Origin of the sequence: Mesobaculum littorinae, from assembly GCF_004011175.1 — a bacterium.
Classification (GTDB): Bacteria; Pseudomonadota; Alphaproteobacteria; order Rhodobacterales; family Rhodobacteraceae; genus Tranquillimonas; species Tranquillimonas littorinae.
In genome coordinates, this window is sequence record NZ_RQXX01000007.1 from 93458 (window position 1) to 113645 (window position 20188).

Annotated in this window: 18 protein-coding genes and 1 other RNA gene; 12 read left to right on the forward strand and 7 right to left on the reverse strand. The window is 66.3% G+C overall.

The window, feature by feature from the left end; genetic code table 11:
• Window positions 1-84 precede the first annotated feature (84 nt).
• From EKE94_RS16395 to rpmG, 3 genes are all read left to right on the forward strand, one after another.
• On the forward strand, window positions 85-849 hold the full coding sequence (locus tag EKE94_RS16395) for an N-acetylmuramoyl-L-alanine amidase (protein ID WP_127907712.1): 765 nt from the start codon (window positions 85-87) through the stop codon (window positions 847-849).
• A gap of 11 nt (window positions 850-860) precedes the next feature.
• An RNA gene (rnpB, locus tag EKE94_RS16400) (RNase P RNA component class A) lies at window positions 861-1253 on the forward strand.
• 608 nt (window positions 1254-1861) lie between these two features.
• Window positions 1862-2029, forward strand: coding sequence for a 50S ribosomal protein L33 (rpmG, locus tag EKE94_RS16405; protein WP_127907713.1), 168 nt, complete (start codon window positions 1862-1864; stop codon window positions 2027-2029).
• A 371-nt stretch (window positions 2030-2400) separates the two neighbouring features.
• Here rpmG and EKE94_RS16410 read toward each other — a convergent pair whose 3' ends face one another.
• Both EKE94_RS16410 and EKE94_RS16415 read right to left on the reverse strand, forming a co-directional pair.
• A complete protein-coding gene (locus EKE94_RS16410) occupies window positions 2401-3156 on the reverse strand; it encodes a Bax inhibitor-1/YccA family protein (protein WP_127907714.1) in 756 nt (251 codons plus the stop codon).
• A gap of 156 nt (window positions 3157-3312) precedes the next feature.
• A complete protein-coding gene (locus EKE94_RS16415) occupies window positions 3313-3540 on the reverse strand; it encodes a DUF1127 domain-containing protein (protein ID WP_127907715.1) in 228 nt (75 codons plus the stop codon).
• Window positions 3541-3664: 124 nt separating this feature from the next.
• Here EKE94_RS16415 and EKE94_RS16420 point away from each other — a divergent pair, with 124 nt between their 5' ends.
• From EKE94_RS16420 to EKE94_RS16435, 4 genes are all read left to right on the forward strand, one after another.
• On the forward strand, window positions 3665-4519 hold the full coding sequence (locus EKE94_RS16420; protein WP_127907716.1) for a LysR family transcriptional regulator: 855 nt from the start codon (window positions 3665-3667) through the stop codon (window positions 4517-4519).
• 361 nt (window positions 4520-4880) lie between these two features.
• Window positions 4881-5246, forward strand: coding sequence for a helix-turn-helix domain-containing protein (locus tag EKE94_RS16425; protein WP_127907717.1), 366 nt, complete (start codon window positions 4881-4883; stop codon window positions 5244-5246).
• A 90-nt stretch (window positions 5247-5336) separates the two neighbouring features.
• Complete coding sequence (locus tag EKE94_RS16430) at window positions 5337-6146, forward strand: inositol monophosphatase family protein (protein WP_127907718.1); 810 nt, start codon at window positions 5337-5339, stop codon at window positions 6144-6146.
• Window positions 6147-6341: 195 nt separating this feature from the next.
• Window positions 6342-7235 (forward strand): SDR family oxidoreductase, encoded by an 894-nt coding sequence (locus tag EKE94_RS16435; RefSeq protein ID WP_127907719.1) that lies wholly within the window; start codon window positions 6342-6344, stop codon window positions 7233-7235.
• Window positions 7236-7352: 117 nt separating this feature from the next.
• Here the strand turns inward: EKE94_RS16435 and hisH are convergent, their stop codons facing one another.
• Both hisH and hisB read right to left on the reverse strand, forming a co-directional pair.
• On the reverse strand, window positions 7353-7994 hold the full coding sequence (gene hisH / locus EKE94_RS16440; RefSeq protein ID WP_127907720.1) for an imidazole glycerol phosphate synthase subunit HisH: 642 nt from the start codon (window positions 7992-7994) through the stop codon (window positions 7353-7355).
• Between the two features lie 2 nt (window positions 7995-7996).
• Window positions 7997-8584: an imidazoleglycerol-phosphate dehydratase HisB gene (hisB, locus tag EKE94_RS16445; RefSeq protein ID WP_127907721.1), complete on the reverse strand. Its 588-nt coding sequence runs from the start codon at window positions 8582-8584 to the stop codon at window positions 7997-7999.
• Window positions 8585-8821: 237 nt separating this feature from the next.
• On the opposite strand from hisB, the gene phbB reads away from it, so the two are divergent.
• From phbB to EKE94_RS16470, 5 genes are read left to right on the forward strand one after another with little or no spacing between them, the layout of a single operon-like run.
• The gene (gene phbB, locus EKE94_RS16450) at window positions 8822-9547 is read left to right on the forward strand and encodes an acetoacetyl-CoA reductase (protein ID WP_127907722.1); all 726 of its coding nucleotides are present in this window, start codon (window positions 8822-8824) and stop codon (window positions 9545-9547) included.
• A gap of 12 nt (window positions 9548-9559) precedes the next feature.
• A complete protein-coding gene (gene aceE, locus EKE94_RS16455) occupies window positions 9560-12214 on the forward strand; it encodes a pyruvate dehydrogenase (acetyl-transferring), homodimeric type (protein ID WP_127907723.1) in 2655 nt (884 codons plus the stop codon).
• A 26-nt stretch (window positions 12215-12240) separates the two neighbouring features.
• A complete protein-coding gene (aceF, locus tag EKE94_RS16460; protein WP_127907724.1) occupies window positions 12241-13554 on the forward strand; it encodes a dihydrolipoyllysine-residue acetyltransferase in 1314 nt (437 codons plus the stop codon).
• A 10-nt stretch (window positions 13555-13564) separates the two neighbouring features.
• On the forward strand, window positions 13565-15427 hold the full coding sequence (gene lpdA / locus EKE94_RS16465; protein ID WP_127907725.1) for a dihydrolipoyl dehydrogenase: 1863 nt from the start codon (window positions 13565-13567) through the stop codon (window positions 15425-15427).
• Between the two features lie 22 nt (window positions 15428-15449).
• Window positions 15450-15953, forward strand: coding sequence for a hypothetical protein (locus tag EKE94_RS16470; protein ID WP_127907726.1), 504 nt, complete (start codon window positions 15450-15452; stop codon window positions 15951-15953).
• Between the two features lie 321 nt (window positions 15954-16274).
• Here the strand turns inward: EKE94_RS16470 and EKE94_RS16475 are convergent, their stop codons facing one another.
• The 3 genes from EKE94_RS16475 to EKE94_RS16485 form a co-directional block, all read right to left on the reverse strand.
• A complete protein-coding gene (locus EKE94_RS16475; protein ID WP_127907766.1) occupies window positions 16275-17180 on the reverse strand; it encodes an ABC transporter permease in 906 nt (301 codons plus the stop codon).
• 85 nt (window positions 17181-17265) lie between these two features.
• Window positions 17266-18273 (reverse strand): ABC transporter permease, encoded by a 1008-nt coding sequence (locus EKE94_RS16480; protein ID WP_127907727.1) that lies wholly within the window; start codon window positions 18271-18273, stop codon window positions 17266-17268.
• 171 nt (window positions 18274-18444) lie between these two features.
• Window positions 18445-20184 (reverse strand): peptide ABC transporter substrate-binding protein, encoded by a 1740-nt coding sequence (locus EKE94_RS16485; protein WP_127907728.1) that lies wholly within the window; start codon window positions 20182-20184, stop codon window positions 18445-18447.
• Between the last annotated feature and the right edge of the window lie 4 nt (window positions 20185-20188).

Genomic DNA, 20188 nt, shown 5'->3' on the forward strand with positions numbered 1-20188 from the left:
CCGGACGCCCCGAGCATACCCGGGGCTTCCGGTGCGCCAGCGGGGGCCGGGGCCATTATGGCGGCTCCCCGGGCCCAAGCCGCCATGCAGACGCTTCCGCCGCTGCCGCAGTTCGCCGCCGGTAATTCGCCCCCGGAGCGTGCCAGCGCGATCTGGCATCCCTCGCCCAACTGCGGCGAACGTCGCGGCGGGGCGCGGCCGGACCTGATCGTGATCCACTTTACCGCGATGGCGTCTGCCACGGCCGCGCTGCATCGTCTCTGCCAGCCCGCGGCCGAGGTGTCGGCGCATTACCTGATCGACGCGCGGGGCATGCTGGTCCAGATGGTGCCCGAGGCCTTGCGGGCCTGGCATGCGGGCGCGGGAGCCTGGGGCCCGGTGCGCGATGTCAATTCGCGCTCGATCGGGATCGAGCTGGCCAATGACGGGCGCTCGCCGTTCCCCGAACCGCAGATGCGCGCGCTGGTCGACCTGATCGCGGGGATCCGTGCGCGCTGGCACATCCCGCCCGCCCGTGTCATCGGGCATTCCGACATGGCGCCGGGCCGCAAGGTCGATCCCGGTCCCCGGTTTGACTGGCGGCGACTGGCGCGCCAAGGGCAGGCGGTGTGGCCGGACGTCGCGGCTGTATCGGCCCCCGGGGCCGCGCCGCCCGTGGCGGAGGCCCGCTTTGCCGCGGCCTGCACCGCCGTGGGATATCCTGCCGATGTCGCGCCCGACGTCTGCCTTGCGGCGTTCCGCCTCCGCTTCCGTCCTTGGGCGCGCGGCGCACTGGACGCGCAGGACGTCGCGGTGGCCGAAGCTGTCGCCCGTGCCTTTCCCGTTGACCGGGGCGCCCCCACCGCCTAAGCCCGCCGGGCGCGGATGGCCGGATGGCCGCACCCCTCGGGGTGAGGAAAGTCCGGACTCCACGAAGCGACGGTGCCGGGTAACGCCCGGGCGGGGTAACCCGACGGAAAGCGCCACAGAAAACAGACCGCCTGCCCCCCGGGGCAGGTCAGGGTGAAACGGTGGGGTAAGAGCCCACCGCGGGCCGGGTAACCGGGCCGGCACGGCAAGCCCCACCGGGAGCAATGCCGAATAGGGATTCCGCGGATGCGGCCCCCTTGCGGGGCGGTCCAGGGCTTTGCTTCGGCCCAGGAATCCGGGTTGGCAGCAGGATCCCGTCCGCAAGGGCGGGACCAGATGAATGGTCATCCATGGGCGCCTTTGGGCGCTCGGGACAGAATCCGGCTTACAGGCCATCCGCGCAAATATGATTCTTCCCATGCCCGTTCCGCTTCTCCCGGCTCGTAAGCGCAGAGAGCGTCGTGCGTGACGGGGCATGACCCGCAGGTTCCGCCTCGCCTGGTCCCGTCGAAACGACCGCCACCGATGCGCCCGGCCGCCCGGCGCTGACCTCCTTGCGGAGTCTACCGACTCCGATCCTGATGCCGACGCCGCCGGCGCGCGTGTCGGTTCCGTGCGGTGTGGTGCGCGAAGGCCCCGGCTTTCGGCGGCTCTGACGGTCAAGGGCTGCGCTCTGGAGTATCTCTGGCCCGCTGCGGACCGGTCCGCGCCACGGCCCGGCCGGTTAGGGGGCGCTGCGCCTTGCCATCGCGTCCGTCTCGGGGCGGGAGGGGGCCGTGCCTGGGATTCCGCGGGGACGCCGATCTAGAACGATGGGGGCGAGGTGGAGACGCCAACCCCCGCCCCTTGCCAGCGGAGGCGGGGCCTGCCCGGCGACCTGACACTGCGGGCCGTGCGGGAACGTGGCTAGACGGTTGACACCGCGGCAGGCGTGCGTAAAAGGCGGGCTTCAGAGTTTTGTACCTTTGCTGACCGGGCGCCCCATGACCGGGTGCCGGACGAGGAGAGACCCATGGCGAAGCCGACCACGATCAAGATCCGTCTCAACTCGACGGCGGATACCGGCCACTTCTACGTGACCAAGAAAAACGCGCGCACGATGACCGAAAAGATGTCGATCAAGAAATATGATCCTGTCGCGCGCAAGCACGTCGAATACAAGGAAGGCAAGATCAAGTAAGATCCTGCCGGTCCGACGGACAGAGCACAAGCCGCGCGGTCGCCCGCGCGGCTTTTTCCGTTTTGGCCCGACGTGCCGATGATGGACCGCCGACGGCGGGCTGTCTTGGATGGTCGAGCGGTGCCCCGATCGTAGGGCCGCGGTATCCTTGCGCCTCCCACGGGGCGTGCGGGACCGGTCGCGATGGCGGACGGCGTATCGGCACGCCCGCCAGACCCTCTCCGATAACGGTTCGCGTCCCGAAGCAGGGCATCGTTGCGGCCGGGCGCAGCCGGTTGGACACAGCTGTCCAAGGGCTGCCCCACGGCACAAAAAAAACCGCCAGCCTTAGGGGCTGGCGGGGTGGGACCGTCAGGTCCGATGCGTGAAGATCACTCGCGATTGCCGAGGAACTGCAGCAGGAACATGAACAGGTTGATGAAGTCGAGATAGAGGTTCAGCGCCCCCATGATCGCCGACTTGCCCAGCCATTCCTTGTCCGCGACCTGCGCGTGCTGGATGTAGTCCGTCTTGATCCGCTGCGTGTCGTAGGCGGTGAGGCCTGCGAAGATCAGAACGCCCAGAGCCGAGATCGCGAAGTTGATCGCGGGGCTGGCGAGGAAGATGTTCACCAGCGACGCGACGATCAGGCCGATCACGCCCATGATCAGGAAGCTGCCCCAGCCCGAGATGTCCTTCTTCGTGGTGTAGCCCCACAGCGACAGGCCCGCGAAGGAGATCGCGGTGATGAGGAAGGTCTGCGCGATCGACACGCCGGTGTAGACGAGGAAGATCGACGACAGTGACAGGCCCATCAGCATCGCGAAGGCGTAGAAGTACAGCTGTGCGGCGGCGGCGGTCAGCTTGTTGATCACCGCCCCGAAGGCGAAGACCATGATGAGCGGGGCGAACATGATCAGCCATTTCAGCGGCGAGGCGTAGATTGCCTGGCCGAACTGGCTAAGCGCGATCTCGCCCTCAAGCCCGCCAGTCACCGCCAGCCCGGCGAATGCCCAGGCCGAAAGCGCGGTGATGAGCATGCCGACGGACATCGTGCCGTAGACCTTGTTCATATGGGCCCGAAGACCCGCGTCGATCTGCGCGGTGCGAACACCGGCACCGGCGCGGATCGTCTGATAGTCTGCCATGGATAGCCTCCAAAAAGGTTACGCTCACGCAGAAATCCCGCCGCTGGGGCAAGGGCCGCGTTCCGTAGGAATATCGGAAAGCCGGGCGTGGTTTTCAAGCACTTCGCGCGGGGATAACCACGGCGTGACCGGATGTCGCTGAGAGGACGCGCCCCTTTACCTGCGCCAGCGCGTGGGCACGTCCCACAAGGGGCGCGCGGCCTCGCTCCGGGCCGCCTCGCGGGTGAGGCCGATGTCACGCAAAAGCGCGTCGTCCAGATCCTCCAGATGCCGCCGTTCGCGGAAGATGGCCAGCGCATAGCGCAGCCCCGGACGCGGGCGCCGGGAAGACGAGGCATAGCCGCCGGTCAGGGGCAGACGGCGTAGGAACGAGATGGCGGACATGGAACAGACTCCTTAACTGGATGTGATGAAAAATGCGCGGTGCATCAACTTGATTGATGTTATGCCGAAAACTTTGTATCATGAAAAACGATTGTTCATGACGTGATGCATCACGAGGATTGATATGCCGCGCAACCTCGACCTGACCGCCCTTCGGTCCTTCGTGGCTGTTGCCGATACCGGCGGGGTGACCAAGGCCTCGGGCTTTCTGAATCTCACCCAGTCGGCGGTCTCGATGCAGCTGAAACGGCTGGAGGAGTCCTTGGGGGCGAGCCTCTTCAACCGGTCGGCGCGCAGTCTGGCGCTGACCGGGGCGGGCGATCAGCTTCTGGGCTATGCCCGGCGGATGATCGAGCTGAATGACGAGGTGATCGGCCGGATGAGCGACAGCGCCTTCGAGGGCGAGCTGGTGCTGGGCGTGCCGCACGACATCGTCTATCCGGCCATCCCGCGGGTTCTTCAGGCCTTTGCGTCGGAATTTCCGAGAATGCGCGTCAACCTGGTGTCGTCCTTCACCCGCAACCTCAAGGCGATGTTTGCCCGCGGCGAATGCGATTTCATCCTGACCACCGAGGATGGATGCGATCCGGGCGGCGAGACGCTGATCCGCCGGCCCCTGGTCTGGGTCGGTGCCCCGGGCGGGGCCGCGTGGCGCGGGCGTCCGGTACGTGTGGCCTTCGGGGCGCATTGCATCTTCCGCTCGGGCGCGCTGCGGGCGCTCGACGCGGCCGACATTGCGTGGGAACTGGCCGTCGAATCGGATTCCGACCGGGCGATCGAGGCGATCGTCAGCGCCGATCTTGCCATTCACGCCATGATCGCGGGTAGCGAGCCGCCGCATACCGAGGTCATTGCCCATGGCGGTGCCCTGCCGGACCTGGGTCAGCAACGCATCAATCTTTACATGTCGGACCTCGCCCGCGGCGAGGTGCCGCAGCGCTTTGCAGAGCTTGTCCGCCAGCACTATCTGCTGGCGTGATCACGGCGCGGGCGACCCCGGCATCCCGGCCCGGCACTGCGGTGCGGTCTCCTGACCGGCATATGCCCGGGGGCGGCATTGGCGGGCGACTGCCGATGACGCGAGGGTGCTTCGGGAAACGCTCGCCTGTCGGGCGACCGCGTGGAATAAGGGACGGGTTCGGATTTTATGCGCGTAGTGATTGAAGCGTTTGGTCGGGAAAACCGCACAGGTCGAGTACTGCAAACTCGGCATTGCGCAGAGCCTTAACTTTTCTTGGCTGAATTTGTTGACGTTTTGATTGAATATGGACCAGAGGAAGGCGGCGCCCGCATCCGCGCCTGCATTTCGGCTCGGCACGGAGCCAAAGGAGAGAGTGATTATGAAACACCCGGTGGACGTCCACGTCGGCAAGCGAGTGCGCCACCGGCGCTGGATGGTCGGCATGACGCAGCAGCAGCTGGCCGAGAAGGTTGGAATCAAGTTCCAGCAGATCCAGAAATACGAAACCGGCATGAACCGCATCAGCGCCTCGCGCCTGTGGGACATCGCCGATGCGCTGGAGGTGCCGGTCGCCTTCTTCTTCGAAGGCCTGTCCGAGCAGAAGGACGAGGCCCCCGCGACCATGCCGGGCGATATTCTTGCCGACAAGGAAGCGCTGGAACTGGTCCGGTCCTATTACGCGATTCCCGAGAACCAGCGCCGCCGTCTGTTCGATCTGGCCCGGGTGCTGAGCGACGTTGCCTGATCCGCACCTGCCGACTCGTCCAGCCGCCGCGCGTGCCGTCCGGTCCGGTCCGGCGTGCCGCGCGGGGTGCGTCGCTGCCCGGAGGGCGTGATGCCCGGATTGCCCGACGCCGCGACGCAGCATGAGCTGAGAGAAACCGCGCTCGCCTTGGCGGATGCCGCGCGCGTCGCCACGTTGCGCCATTTCCGTCGCGCGGATCTCGACGCCGACAACAAGGCGGGCGAGGGGTTCGACCCCGTGACCGCCGCCGACCGCGAGGCCGAGACGGCGATGCGCGAGATCCTCGCCGCGCGCCGCCCGGATGATGCGATCTTCGGCGAAGAGTTCGGCGCGACCGAAGGGCGCTCAGGGTGGACATGGGTTCTGGACCCGGTCGACGGCACCCGCGGCTTTCTGTCCGGCACGCCCACCTGGGGCGTGCTGATCGCCGTCGGGCGCGATGGCGGGCCCGAGTTGGGGGTCATCGACCAGCCCTATATCGGCGAACGGTTCTTCGGCGGGTTCGGAGCGGCTTGGTGCGACGGGCCGCAGGGGCGCGCGGATCTGCGCACCCGGCCCGCGCGTCCGCTGGATCAGGCCATCGTCTTCACCACCTTTCCCGAGGTCGGCACGACCGACGAGCGTGCCGGGTTCACCCGCGTGGCCGAGGCGGCGCGACTGGTGCGCTACGGCATGGATTGCTACGCTTATGCGTTGCTGGCGGCCGGGCAGATCGATCTGGTGATCGAGGCGGGCCTGCAATCCTACGACATCCAGGGACCTCTGGCGGTGATCGAGGCCGCCGGCGGCGTCGTCACCGACTGGCAGGGCGGCCCGGCGCACCAGGGCGGCCGGGTCGTTGCCGCGGCCAATGCGCAGATTCACGCGGACGCGCTGGCGCGGTTGTCCGGCCGGAGCTGAGCGTCTGGCCGAGCGTGGTCCCCGGTTTTGCCGGGGTGAAGTGCTCAGGTGGCGGGCAAAGACGACGGGCAACGGTGACGATCAAAGGTGACGGGCAGGGGGCCCTTCGGCGCATTCTGCCCAGGTGGGCGGAACCGCCCCCGCCCGGCGCGGCGTTTGTCGGCGACAGCTGACAGCAAGCCGCAAGGAGCCATCATGGCCGACGCCCCCGACCTTCGCGATCCCCGCGATCTCTACCCCCGCCCGCCTTTCGAAAAGCAGCCGCAGGAGGCCACGGGCCTCGACGCCAAGATGAAGCCCGAGCCCGATCATGGCGAGGACAGCTATCGCGGGTCGAACCGGCTGAAGGGGCGCCGCGCCCTGATCACCGGCGGAGATAGCGGCATCGGACGCGCCGTGGCCATCGCCTATGCCCGCGAGGGCGCCGAGGTCGCGATCAACTACCTGCCGCAGGAAGAGGATGACGCCAACGACCTCGCCGGCCTTTTCGAGAACGAGGGGCGCAAGCTGGTGAAGCTGCCCGGCGACCTGACCGACGAAGAGACCGCGCGCGGCATCGTGCGCCAGGCGGCCGAGGCCCTGGGCGGGCTCGACATCATGGTGCTGAACGCGGGCAAGCAGGTGACCCAGCCCGACATCACCGAGATCAGCTCGGAACAGTTCGACCAGACGATGAAGACCAATGTCTACGCGATGTTCTGGATGAGCCAGGAGGCCATGAAGGTGATGCCGGTGGGCGCCTCGATCATCACCGTCGCGTCGACACAGGGTTTCGATCCCAGCCCGCACCTGCTGGATTACGCAACGACCAAGTTCGCGATCCGTGGCTTTACCGTGGCCTTCGCACAGGTGGCGGTCGACCACGGCATCCGGGTCAACGGCGTGGCGCCGGGGCCGTTCTGGACCGTGCTGCAGCCCGCGGGTGGGCAGACGCAGGAAAAGGTCGCCCATTTCGGGGAGGAGACGCCCATGGGCCGTCCGGGCCAGCCGGCCGAGATCGCGGGCGCCTTCGTCTACCTCGCCTCGAACGACGCGAGCTTTACCGTGGGCGAGATCCTGGCCGTCACCGGCGGCAAGCCGGTCAGCTGAGGGCAGAAGCGTCCTGGCCGTAACGGGGAAGGGCGGCACAGGCTGCCTTTCCCCAGCCGGCCCTTGGTCTCATCGCCCTGTGCCCGCGCGGCTGGGGGGCAGGTCAGGATGAGCGGTTCAGGGAGTCCAGGTCAGGAAGTTCGCGATCAGGCGCAGCCCGGCGCTCTGGCTCTTTTCGGGGTGGAACTGTGCCCCGACCTTGTTGTCCGTGCCGACGACGGCGGTGACGTCGCCGCCATAGTCGCAGTGTGCCAGCAACTCGGCCGGGTCTGTCACCCGCATCTGGTAGGAGTGCACGAAATAGGCGTGATCCCCCGTCGACAGGCCGTCTAGCACCGGGTGGGGGCGGTCGATCACCAGATCGTTCCAGCCCATGTGCGGCACCTTCATCGCGGCGTTGCCGGGCTGGATCCGCACGACCTCGCCCGAAATCCATCCCAGGCCCGGCGTATCCTCGTATTCCCGCCCGAGCGTCGCCATCAGCTGCATGCCGACGCAGATGCCCAGAAATGGGCGGGCGCGGACCTCGACGGCGTCGAGCAGCGCCTCGTGCAGGCCCGCCCGGTCGTGCATCAATGCCGCGCGGCAGGCCGGAAAGGCCCCGTCACCGGGCAGGACGATGCGGTCGGCCCGGGCCACGTCCTCGGGGCGGGACGACACCAGAACCTCGCCCGCGCCGGTTTCGCGCGCCATCCGCTGGAACGCCTTTTCGGCCGAATGCAGGTTGCCGCTTTCGTAATCGATCAGAACCGTCAGCACCGTCAGAGCGCCCCCTTCGTGGACGGCAGGATGCCCCCCGCCCGCGGGTCGGCCTCGACCGCCATGCGCAGGGCGCGGGCCACGGCCTTGAACGCCGCTTCGGCGATGTGGTGCGAATTGACCCCGCGGATCAGGTCGACGTGCAGGGTGATGCCGCCATGCGTGGCGAGGCCCTGGAAGAACTCGCGCACCAGCTCGGTGTCGAAGCGGCCGATCTGCGGCGCCGTCATCGCGACGTTCCACGACAGCCAGGGCCGGCCGGACAGATCCAGTGCCGCGCGCACCAGCGTGTCATCCATCGGGAGGTGGCATTCGCCGTAGCGGCGGATGCCGCGCTTGTCGCCAAGCGCCTCGCGCAGGGCCTGGCCGAGGGCGATTCCGCAATCCTCGACCGTGTGGTGGTCGTCGATATGCAGATCGCCCTGAGCTTTCACGTGCATGTCGATCAGCGCATGCCGCGCAAGTTGATCAAGCATGTGATCGAAGAAACCCACCCCTGTGCGATTGTCATAGCTCCCTTGCCCATCGAGCTCGATCATAACTTCGATCTCTGTCTCGGCGGTCTTGCGGGTGATTGTTGCGCTGCGCATGGGGCGACCCTTCCGGATGTGTCCGGGCCGCTTATACGCGCTGCAGTGCGGCATGAAAAGCCTGTCTAATCGGGGTCTTGCAGCCCTTGCAACGGGGCGCAAAGCCGTGTCCCTATTGCGTTGGCGCAAACGGAACCGGAGCCGCATGACGGGATTGCCCAGATACAAGCGTCAACGCAGCGGGCAACTGGCGGAAGACCGGCCGGACGGGCCGACGACAACCTTGGGAGGGGACATATGGCACGGGTTGCACTTGTGACGGGGGGAACGCGCGGCATCGGCGCGGCCATCGCGACAGGTCTGAAAGAGGCGGGATACGCCGTGGCGGCGAACTACGCCGGCAACGACGACAAGGCGCGCGCCTTCACAGACGAAACCGGCATCAAGGCCTTCAAGTGGTCGGTCGCCGACTACGAGGCCTGCAAGGCCGGCATCGTGCAGGTCGAGGACGAGATCGGTCCGGTCGACGTCCTGATCAACAACGCGGGCATCACCCGAGACGCCATGTTTCACAAGATGACGCCCGAGCAATGGCACGAGGTCATTGGCACGAACCTCACCGGCGTCTTCAACATGACCCACTGCGCCTGGCCGGGAATGCGGTCGCGCAAGTTCGGCCGGGTCATCACAATCAGTTCGATCAACGGTCAGAAAGGACAGGCGGGGCAGGCCAACTACTCCGCCGCCAAGGCCGGCGATCTGGGCTTCACCAAGGCGCTGGCCCAGGAAGGGGCCCGCGCCGGCATCACTGTGAACGCCATTTGTCCGGGCTATATCGGGACAGAGATGGTGCGCGCGATCGACGAAAAGGTGCTGAACGACCGCATCCTGCCGCAGATCCCCGTGGGGCGTCTGGGCGAACCCGAGGAGGTGGCGCGCTGCGTCAAGTTCCTCGCGTCGGATGACGCGGGTTTCATCACCGGTGCGACGATCACCGCCAATGGCGGCCAGTTCTTCGTCTAAAGGAAGGATTCCATGAAAGACGGCACACCCGATATCGATCCGGTCGAATCGCAGGAATGGCAAGAAGCGATCGAGGACGTGATCGCGCGCGACGGTCCCGACCGGGCGCACTACCTGCTCGACAAGGCGGTGCAACAGGCCCGGGCCGCGGGGGCGCAATTGCCCTTCTCGGCCACCACGCCCTATCAGAACACGATCCCCGCCGACGACCTGATGGAGATCCCGGGCGACGTCGACATGGAGGGCCGGATCCGCGCCATCAATCGCTGGAACGCGATGGCGATGGTGGTCCGTCGGAACAAGGAATCCAGCGAATACGGCGGGCACATCGCCTCTTACGCCTCGTCGGCGGCGATGTACGACGTGGGCCTCAACCATTTCTGGCGGGCGCGCAGCGAAACCCACGGCGGCGATCTGGTGTTCTTCCAGGGCCACGTGATCCCCGGCATCTACGCACGCTCCTTCCTCGAGGGGCGGCTGTCGGAAGAGCAGCTTGAGAACTTCCGCTCAGAGGTCGCGGGCGAGGGGCTGTCCTCCTACCCGCACCCCTGGCTTATGCCGGATTACTGGCAGTTCCCGACCGTTTCGATGGGCCTCGGGCCGCTCATGGCGATCTACCAGGCGCGCTTCATGAAATACATGGAGAACCGCGGCCTGATCGAGAAGTCCGACCGCAAGGTCTGGTGCTTCCTCGGCGACGGCGAGATGGACGAACCCGAAAGCCTGGGTGCCATCGGTCTTGCCGCGCGCGAAAAGCTCGACAACCTGATCTTCGTGGTCAACTGCAACCTGCAGCGGCTGGACGGTCCGGTGCGCGGCAACCACAAGATCGTGCAGGAGCTTGAGGGGTCGTTCCGCGGCGCGGGCTGGGACGTCATCAAGGTGCTCTGGGGCCGCGGCTGGGACGAGCTTCTGGAAAAGGACGTCAGCGGCCGCCTGCGCCAGCTGATGGAGGAAACCGTCGACGGCGACTACCAGACCTTTAAATCGAAGGACGGCGCCTATATCCGCGAACATTTCTTCGGCAAGTACCCCGAGACGGCGGCGCTGGTCGAGGATTGGACGGACGAGCAGATCTGGGATCTGCGTCGCGGCGGCCACGATACCCAGAAGGTCTACACCGCCTTCAAGCGGGCGACCGCGGCCGAGGATCAGCCGACCTGCCTGCTGGTCAAGACGGTCAAGGGCTATGGCATGGGCAAGGCCGGCGAGGGCCAGAACACCGCCCACCAGGCCAAGAAGGTCGCCGAGGACCAGCTGCGCGCGATGCGCGACCGCTTCGACATTCCCGTGTCGGACGAGGATCTGCCGAAGGCGCCCTATATCAAGCTGAACAACGCGCAGAAATCCTACCTGCTTGAAAAGCGCGAGGCCCTGGGCGGCGAATTCCCCAAGCGCTACACCGGGGCGCCCGCGCTCGAGGTGCCGGGGCTCGATGCGTTCGATTCGCTGCTGAAGGGTACGGGCGACCGCGAAGTGTCCACCACCATGGGCTTCGTGCGCATCCTGACCCAGCTTCTGCGGGACAAGAAGGTGGGCGACCGGGTCGTGCCGATCGTGCCGGACGAAAGCCGCACCTTCGGGATGGAAGGGCTGTTCCGCTCGGTCGGGATCTACAACCCGCTGGGCCAGACCTACACGCCCGCCGACGCCGACCAGATGCTGTTCTACAAGGAACAGAAGGACGGTCAGGTCCTGCAGGAAGGCATCAACGAAGCCGGTGCGATGGCCGACTGGATCGCCGCGGCGACGGCCTATTCCAACCACGGGGTCCCGATGATCCCGTTCTACATCTACTATTCGATGTTCGGCTTCCAGCGGGTCGGCGACCTGTGCTGGGCGGCAGGCGACAGCCGCGCGCGCGGCTTCCTTCTGGGGGGCACCGCGGGGCGCACCACGCTGAATGGCGAGGGGCTTCAGCACGAGGACGGGCACAGCCACATCCTGTCCTCGACCGTGCCGAACTGCATCAGCTACGACCCGACCTTCCAGTACGAGGTCGCGGTGATCGTGCAGCACGGCCTGCAGCGCATGTTCGCCGACAAGGAGGACGTGTATTTCTACCTCACCCTGATGAACGAGAACTATTCGCATCCCGACATGCCCGAGGGCGCGGAAGAGGGGATCAAGCGCGGTCTCTACCGCCTGTCCAAGACCGCCAAGCCGGGCAAGAAGCACGTGAACCTCATGGGGTCGGGCACGATCCTGGTGCAGGCGATGAAGGCGGCCGAAATGCTGCAAGAGGATTTCGGCATCACCTCCGACATCTGGTCGGCCACGTCCTTCAACGAACTGGCGCGTGACGGGCAGGATTGTGTCCGCTGGAACCGCCTGAACCCGCTGGGCGAGCAGAAGGTGCCCTATGTCACCAAGACGCTTGAGGACGCGAAGGGCCCGATCATCGTCGCCACCGACTACATGAAGAACTTCGGCGAACAGATCCGCGGCTTCGTCAAGCAGCCCTTCACGGTGCTGGGCACTGATGGCTTCGGCCGGTCTGACAGCCGCAAGAACCTGCGCGACTTCTTCGAGGTCGACGCCGATCACATCGCGGCCGCCGCGGTGGTCGAGTTGTACCGCCAGGGCGGTGTCGACGAGAGCGTGGTGAAACAGGCGATCGAGAAATACGGAATCGACGGCGACAAGCCGAACCCGCGGCTGGTCTGAAGACGCCGAAGAAAGGACAAGAAACGATGGCAATCGAAGTCAAAGTGCCCGACATCGGCGATTTCACCGACATCCCCGTGGTGTCGGTCCTGGTCAGCGTGGGCGACACGGTGAAGGAGGAAGACCCTCTGATCGAGCTTGAATCCGACAAGGCCACGATGGAGGTTCCCTCCTCCGCGTCGGGCAAGGTCAAGGAGATCAAGGTCGCCGAGGGGGACAACCTCAGCCAGGGGTCGTTGATCCTGATCCTCGAAGAGGACGCCGGCGAAGGCGCCAGCGACGCGGACGCGACCAAGACGGATGACAAGGACAAGGACAAGGAGCATACCCGCTCCGAAGAGACCGCGGAGGCGCCGAAGAAAGAGGCGGCCAAGTCGGACGCGCCGAAATCGGAACCCGTGACCTCGGTCACCGACGGCAACGCGGGCAAGGCGCATGCCTCGCCCTCGGTCCGGGCCTTTGCCCGCAACCTTGGCGTCGACATCCAGCGCGTGAACGGATCGGGCCGCAAGGGCCGCATCCTGCGTGAGGATGTGACCAAGCACTTCCAGTCCCAGCAGGGCGGCGCGCCCGCGGGTCAGGGCGCAGCCCCGGCGCAAGGCTCGGGCATCCCGCCGATCCCGGCCGTGGACTTTACCAAGTTCGGGCCCGTGGAAGATGTCGAGATGTCCCGGATCAAGAAGATCTCGGGCCCCGCGCTGCACCGGTCGTGGCTGAACATCCCGCATGTCACCCACAACGAAGAGGCCGACATCACCGAGCTCGACAAGTACCGCAAGGAGCTCGACACGGAGGCGAAGAAGGACGGCTATCGCGTCACGCTTCTGTCCTTCGCGATCAAGGCCTGCGTTTCGGCGCTGAAGGAGCATTGGGAGGTCAACTCCTCGCTCCATCCCGACGGCGACAAGCTGATCCGCAAGGATTACTACCATATCGGCTTTGCCGCCGACACGCCGCAGGGTCTCGTGGTTCCGGTCATCAAGGATGCCGACCGCAAGGGGATCATCCAGATCTCGAAGGAACTGGGCGACCTGAGCGCGGCCGCGCGCGACGGCAAGCTCAAGGGCGCGGACATGCAGGGCGCCAGCTTCACCATCTCGTCGCTGGGCGGGATCGGGGGCACGTCCTTCACCCCCATCGTCAACGCGCCCGAGGTGGCGATCCTGGGCCTGACGCGGTCCAAGATGGCGCCGGTGTGGGATGGCGAGCAGTTCGTGCCGCGCAACATGCTGCCCCTGTCGCTCAGCTACGATCACCGTGCGATCGACGGTGCGCTGGCAGCCCGGTTCTGCGCGACCCTGAAACACCTGCTCGGCGACGTGCGCCGGCTGATGCTGTAAGGAGACCGGCATGGATGTTAAGGTCCCCGATATCGGTGATTTCTCGGACGTCCCCGTCGTGGGCGTCCTGGTCAAGGTCGGCGACACCGTCGCCGCCGAGGATCCGCTGATCGAACTGGAATCCGACAAGGCGACGATGGAAGTGCCGTCGCCCGCCGCCGGCAAGGTGGTCGAGATCAAGGTGGCCGAGGGCGACAAGGTCGCCCAGGGCTCGCTGATCATGGTGTTGGAAGCCGAGGACGCCGGCGATGAGGCCGGCGCCGGCGACGGCGGCGATGCCGGCACCGGCAAGGGTGAAGAGGGCCCGACAGGGTCCGCCGATCCGGCGCGTGCCGCATCGTCGGATGCCAAGGCTGCGGGTGGCTCGCAGCCCGGCGGATACGGCGGCCGGGGGCGCGCCCCGCATGCCGACCGGCCCGAGGCGGTGAAGCCCGCGGGCGATGCGTCGGGCAAGGGCGACGTCCAGGCCGACGTGGTCGTCCTGGGGTCGGGCCCGGGTGGCTACACCGCCGCCTTCCGCGCCGCGGATCTCGGCAAGTCCGTGGTCCTGATCGAGAAATACGCCACGCTGGGCGGTGTCTGCCTGAACGTGGGCTGCATTCCCTCAAAGGCGCTTCTGCACGCGGCCAAGGTCATCACCGAGGCCGAGGAGATGGGCGATCACGGCATCACCTTCGCGAAACCGCAGATCGACCTCGACGAACTGCGTGACTGGAAGGACAGCGTCGTGGGCCAGCTCACGGGCGGGCTCAAGGGCCTTGCCAAGCAGCGCAAGGTCACCGTGGTGCAGGGCTGGGGCAAGTTCACCGGTCCCAACATGATCGAGGTCGCGGGCGCGGAGGGCACGCAGACTGTCTCCTTCGACCAGTGCATCATCGCGGCGGGCTCGTCGTCGGTAAAGCTGCCCTTCGTACCGCATGACGATCCGCGCGTGATCGATTCGACCGGCGCGCTGGAATTGTCCGACATTCCCGGCCGCATGCTGGTGCTGGGCGGCGGGATCATCGGGCTGGAAATGGCATGCGTCTACGACGCGCTCGGCGCCAAGGTGACGGTGGTCGAGCTGATGGACCAGATCATCCCCGGCGCCGACAAGGACATCGTCAAACCGCTGTCGCAGCGCATCTCCAAGCGCTACGAGAACATCCTGCTCAAGACCAAGGTGACGAAGGTCGAGGCGCAGGACGACGGGCTGAAGGTCACCTTCGAGGATGCCGACGGCAAGGAAACCACCGACACCTTCGACAAGCTTCTGGTCGCGGTGGGCCGCAGCCCCAACGGCAAGCTGATCGATGCCGAGAAGGCGGGCGTGAAGGTCGACGACCGCGGATTTATCGCCGTCGACCACCAGCAGCGCACCGGGCAGGACCACATCTTTGCCATCGGTGACGTGGTGGGCCAGCCGATGCTTGCCCACAAGGCGGTGCACGAGGGCAAGGTCGCGGCCGAGGTCGCGTCGGGCGAAAAGCGCGCCTTCGATGCGCTGGTGATCCCCTCGGTCGCCTATACTGACCCCGAGGTCGCGTGGGTCGGTCTGACCGAAACCCAAGCCAAGGCGCAGGGCATCGACTATCGCAAGGGGGTCTTCCCCTGGGCGGCGTCGGGCCGGGCGCTGTCGAACGGGCGGTCCGACGGAATGACCAAGATCCTTTTCGACCCCGAGGATGACCGGGTGATCGGCGGCGCGATCGTCGGGACCAATGCGGGCGAGCTGATCGCCGAGGTCGCCCTGGCGATCGAGATGGGGGCAGACGCGGTCGATCTTGGCCACACGATCCACCCGCATCCGACGCTGAGCGAGACCGTCAATTTCGCGGCAGAGATGTTCGAAGGCACGATCACCGATCTCATGCCCCCGAAAAAGCGGGGGTGACGGCGCAGAGGAGGAGTTGCCGATGACGACCAAGAACCCGTGGGACATGAGCCAGTACATGCAGGGTTTCGACCCAGAGCAGATGGCACGAATGTTCAACCCGCAGTCCATGTTCGCGATGTTCCAGCCCCCCAAGGCGGAGCTTTTCGACATGGAGTCCATCATCAAGGCGAACCAGCGCAACTTCGAGGCGATGTCCGAGGCCAACAAGGCCGCGGCAGAGGCCTACAAGGACATGCTGGACAAGCAGATGGAGATCTTCGGCAAACTCACCCTCGCCGCGCGCCAGCAGTACGAGTGGGCCGAGGATACCGCGGGGCCCGACACGCTGACCGCGAAGACGCGGTCGATGTCGGACGCTGTGGAAGAGGCGCTTCGGCTGATGCGCCGTATGGCCGAAGCCACGCGCGAGGCGAATGAACAGGCCTTCACGCAGGTGCGCGGACAGGTCGACGAGGCGGTCGAGAACCTGGAAAAGGCCGCCAAGGCCGCGCCGAAGGCCACCCCCAAGGATCCGGCGAAATAGCCGGACCCGGTCTGCGCGGGAGCGACCTGTCACAAGGTGCGCTTCCGCGCATTTCCATGTCCGAAATCTCGTGAGCGACGCTTCGGGGGCGGGGGCTTCTCCCGGCCTCGGCGTATGGTGCCGTTTGCTGGGGAGGCGCTTGAGAAGCAGGCTGCTTCTCAAGACGCCCGCCCGAGGGTGGTGCGGCCTGTCGCGCTGTCAAGGACAGGCGGGGCTGGCGCCCCGTCGCCTTGCGGCGATCCTTGACAGCGCGACAGACCGCGGAGCGCGGGGCCGATCGACCGCGGAGCGCGGGGCCGATCGACCGCGGATGCGGGGCCCCTACCGACCGCGGATGCGGGGGTCGAGCGCGTCGCGCAGTCCGTCGCCGATGTAGTTGACCGAGAGCACGGTGAGCGAGATCGCGATACCGGGCCAGATCACCCGCTCGGGGTATTGCTGCAGGTAGTCGGTCGCGTCGTAGAGAAGGCGCCCCCAGGTGGGGTAGTCCGAAGGGAAGCCCAGGCCAAGGAAGCTGAGCGCGCTTTCGGTGATGATCGCGGTCGCGATGCCCAGCGTGGCCGAGACCATGATCGGCGACAGCACGTTGGGCAGGATGTGGCGGAAGATCATCCGGTGCGCCGGCGTACCGATGGATTTCGCCGCAAGGACGAACTCGCGTTCCTTGATGGCCAGCACGTCGCCGCGCACGATCCGCGCCGTCTGCATCCAGCTGGTGATGCCGATGACGAAGACGATCAGCAGGAAGATACCCGTCTCGGGCCCGAAGACGGCGCGCAGCCGGTCGCGGAAGAGCAGGATGATCACCAGCAAAAGCGGCAGCAGGGGCAGCGCGAGGAAAAGGTCGGTGAGCCGCATCAGGATCCCGTCGAGCCTGCGGAAATAGCCGGCGAGCACGCCCACCGCGGTGCCCACGACCAGGCTGAGCAGCATCGCGGTGATGCCCACCGCCATCGAGGTCTGGCCGCCCGCGATCATCCGGGCCAGCGTGTCGCGGCCCAGCTGGTCGGTGCCGAAGGGATGGGCGAGCGTGGGGCCCGAGTTGCGGGCGCGGATGTCGATCGCCTGGGGATCGATGCTCCAGAGCCAGGGTCCGAGGATCACGCCCAGAAGGATGACGAGGAAGACGAACGCGCCGGCCATCGCGCCCTTGTGGGTCTTGAACTGGTCCCACACGTCCCACCACTGGCTGCGGGGCGGGGCGGGGGTGCCGCCCTCGACCGCCATGCCGCCGGGTACGGCACCGGCGGGGACGGCATGGGCGCGATCGGGGCCGTGGTCGGGACCGCGGGCGGGTTCGTCTGCGAGACGGTCAGTCATAGCGGATCCTCGGGTCGAGCAGGCCGTAGAGCACGTCGGCGATCAGGTTGAAGAGCACGATCAGCACGGCGAAGATGAAGGTGAGAGACTGCACCATCGGCAGGTCGTTGGCCTGGATCGCGGTGATCAGAAGCTGGCCGAGCCCGTTCACCTTGAACACCTGCTCGGTGATGATGGCGCCGCCGAAGACCGTGGGTACCCCCAGCGCGATGACCGTGACGACCGGGATCATCGAGTTGCGCAGCACGTGCAGCAGCACCACCACGCGTTCGGTCAGGCCCTTGGCCCGGGCGGTGCGCACGTAGTCCTGGTTGAGATTGTCGAGCATCGAGGCACGCATGAAGCGGCTGATCTGCGCGGCATTGTAGAGCGCCAGCACAAAGACCGGCATCACCATCTGTTTCAGCTGCAGCACGAAGCTGGACCAGTCGTTCACCACCAGCGTGGTGTCGTAGATCGACGGGAACCACCCCAGCTTGACCGAGAAGATCACGATCAGCAGTACCCCGGTAAAAAAGGTCGGGACCGAGAAGCCCACCATCGACACGAAGGTGCCGATCTGGTCGAAAATCGAATACTGGCGATAGGCCGAGATGATGCCGATGGGCAGCGCGATCAGGGTGCCGATAATGTAGGACAGGCCCACCACCCACAGGGTCTGCGGCATCCTCTGGGCCACGATCTCCATCACCGGGGACCGGGTCTGCCACGAGATCACGCGCTGCTGGCCTTCGGCCCAGGCGGTGCCGAACCAGCTGTCGAAAAGGTGCAGGGGTTCGGTCCAGAAGAACTGCACGATCCACTTCCAGAACCGGATATGGACGGGTTCGCCGAGGCCGAGGGCCTCGCGCATGGCCTGCTTGACCTCGGGCGGCACGGTCAGGGGAACCTGCGCCATCGGATCGCCTGGCGCCAGCTCGAGCAGCAGGAAGATCGCCAGGGAGATGAAGAGAAGCGTCGGAATCGAGATCAGAAGCCGGCGGATGGTATAGTTCAGCATGTGGTCACACCGGGTCTGGGGAAACGGGGGCGGCAAAGCGGGGTCGCGATGGCGCGGTGCACCGGGGGCTTGGGACGATGGGGTCTTTGTACCAGGGCCGCTGCCATGCCGTCTGCCTGTCCTGCCGTGGAAGGAAGCCCCCCGCGTATGGAACGCGGGGGGCGGGAATGGTCATTCGGCGATGCGGTACCAGTCGGCCGCATTCCACAACTCGCTGTCCCAGGTGTTAAGCTCGACACCACCCAGATCCATCGCCCGGGCCGAGACGCGGCCGCGATCGACCAGCGGCACGATGGTGTAGGTGTCGGCCGTCAGGATGGTGTTGAGCTCTTTCGCGATGCGCCCGCGTTCTTCGAGGTCGGCGGTCTGGCTGAGCTCATCCAGCAGCGCATCGTATTCCTCGTCGCAGAAGCGGTTGATGTTTTCGCCCTGCCACTGCGTTTCGGGCCGGGGCTCGTTATCGCAGCGGTACATCGACAGGTAGGCCTGCGGGTCGGTGCCGTCGAAGTTGTTGGCGTACATCTCGGCGTCGGCATAGAACTTCTGGAAGGTGTCCGGGCTGCCCGGGTCACCGCCGAAGAAGACCGAGCTGTCGACGTTGCGCAGTTCGGCATCGACACCGATTTGGCGCCACCAATCCTTGATCAGCGCCTGGAAGTCCTGCCGCACCGCGTTGGTCGAGGACTGGAACAGCATCGTCAGTTCGACGCCATCCTTGTCGCGGGTGCCGTTGCCGTTGGTGTCGGTCCAGCCGGCCTCCTCCAGCATCGCCTTGGCGCCTTCGATGTCCTGCGTCAGGCAGTCGGTGTTGTCGGCGGCATAGTTCGCCGGCGCGGGCACGAGGTTGCAGGTCGGGCGGCCCGCCACGCCATAGCCGATCTCGGTCAGGATCTGGCGGTCGATGGCCATCGACAGCGCCTGTCGCACGGGCTGTTCCGACAGGAAGGGGTGCGGTTCGGCCCGGGTCGCGCGGGTTTCGGGCGGCAGGGACGGGTCGGGGTTGGTGAGATTCATCTCGATCCGCTCGACCAGCGTGCCGAAGGCCGAGATCGGTTCGCCCTGGCCGCCGGCGGCCATCTGGTCCAGCACCTCGGGCGCCAGCTGGAGGTTCCAGGCATAGTCGAATTCGCCCGTCTCCATCACCGCGCGACCCGCGGCGGCCGCGTCTCCGCCACCCTTCAGCGTGACGGTCTGGAACGCAGGCTTTTCGGGGTCGCGGAAGTTGTCGTTGGCTTCCAGCTGGATCACGTCGTTGGGACGGAAGTCGGTGACGACGAAGGGGCCGGTGCCGATGGGGTTAAAGTTCGCCTCGGTGCATTCGGGCGCGCGGGGGCCCAGGCAGTCGGCGAATTGCGCGGCCTGGAGGATGGGCGACTGGCCGCCCATGAAGGCCGCGTATGGGTAGGGTTTCGGTGTGTCGAAATGCACGGTCGCGGTCTTTTCATCGACGATCTCGACATCCTCGATCCCGTCGAACTTGGCCGCCTGCGCGCAGCCGCCGCCTTCGGCGGTGCAGTATTCCCAGGTGAAGCGCACGTCTTCCGAGGTGACGGGCGTGCCGTCGGACCACTCGACGTCGTCCTTGATCTTCCAGGTGATGCTGGTCAGATCCTCGGAGACGCCGCCGTTCTCGACCGTCGGGATCTCTTCGGCGAGGTAAGGCACCAGGTTGCCCTCGGGGTCGAACCTGCCCAGTGGTTCAAGCACGAGGCTCGCCGCCTCGTAGTCCTTGGTCCCCCCCGTGAGATAGGGGTTCATAATCGATGGCGCCTGCCAGTAGATGATGTTGAGCTGGCCGTCGCGGCCACGCTCGCCGCCGGGATTGCCGGCGTCGCCCTCGGTCTGGGCAAAGCCCGCCAGGGCCGAAAGCCCCAGCGCCACGGCGCCGAGCAGTGCGGTCCTCAGTTTCATGTCA

Coding starts and splice junctions, on each gene's coding strand:
- EKE94_RS16410 (WP_127907714.1), bottom strand. CDS start 3,156: ATGGCAGACTATCAGACGATCCGCGCCGGTGCCGGTGTTCGCACCGCG.
- EKE94_RS16435 (WP_127907719.1), top strand. CDS start 6,342: ATGGCCGACGCCCCCGACCTTCGCGATCCCCGCGATCTCTACCCCCGC.
- EKE94_RS16425 (WP_127907717.1), top strand. CDS start 4,881: ATGAAACACCCGGTGGACGTCCACGTCGGCAAGCGAGTGCGCCACCGG.
- EKE94_RS16420 (WP_127907716.1), top strand. CDS start 3,665: ATGCCGCGCAACCTCGACCTGACCGCCCTTCGGTCCTTCGTGGCTGTT.
- EKE94_RS16480 (WP_127907727.1), bottom strand. CDS start 18,273: ATGCTGAACTATACCATCCGCCGGCTTCTGATCTCGATTCCGACGCTT.
- aceE (WP_127907723.1), top strand. CDS start 9,560: ATGAAAGACGGCACACCCGATATCGATCCGGTCGAATCGCAGGAATGG.
- EKE94_RS16415 (WP_127907715.1), bottom strand. CDS start 3,540: ATGTCCGCCATCTCGTTCCTACGCCGTCTGCCCCTGACCGGCGGCTAT.
- EKE94_RS16475 (WP_127907766.1), bottom strand. CDS start 17,180: ATGGCGGTCGAGGGCGGCACCCCCGCCCCGCCCCGCAGCCAGTGGTGG.
- EKE94_RS16430 (WP_127907718.1), top strand. CDS start 5,337: ATGCCCGGATTGCCCGACGCCGCGACGCAGCATGAGCTGAGAGAAACC.
- hisB (WP_127907721.1), bottom strand. CDS start 8,584: ATGCGCAGCGCAACAATCACCCGCAAGACCGCCGAGACAGAGATCGAA.
- lpdA (WP_127907725.1), top strand. CDS start 13,565: ATGGATGTTAAGGTCCCCGATATCGGTGATTTCTCGGACGTCCCCGTC.
- rpmG (WP_127907713.1), top strand. CDS start 1,862: ATGGCGAAGCCGACCACGATCAAGATCCGTCTCAACTCGACGGCGGAT.
- EKE94_RS16470 (WP_127907726.1), top strand. CDS start 15,450: ATGACGACCAAGAACCCGTGGGACATGAGCCAGTACATGCAGGGTTTC.
- EKE94_RS16485 (WP_127907728.1), bottom strand. CDS start 20,184: ATGAAACTGAGGACCGCACTGCTCGGCGCCGTGGCGCTGGGGCTTTCG.
- aceF (WP_127907724.1), top strand. CDS start 12,241: ATGGCAATCGAAGTCAAAGTGCCCGACATCGGCGATTTCACCGACATC.
- phbB (WP_127907722.1), top strand. CDS start 8,822: ATGGCACGGGTTGCACTTGTGACGGGGGGAACGCGCGGCATCGGCGCG.
- EKE94_RS16395 (WP_127907712.1), top strand. CDS start 85: ATGCAGACGCTTCCGCCGCTGCCGCAGTTCGCCGCCGGTAATTCGCCC.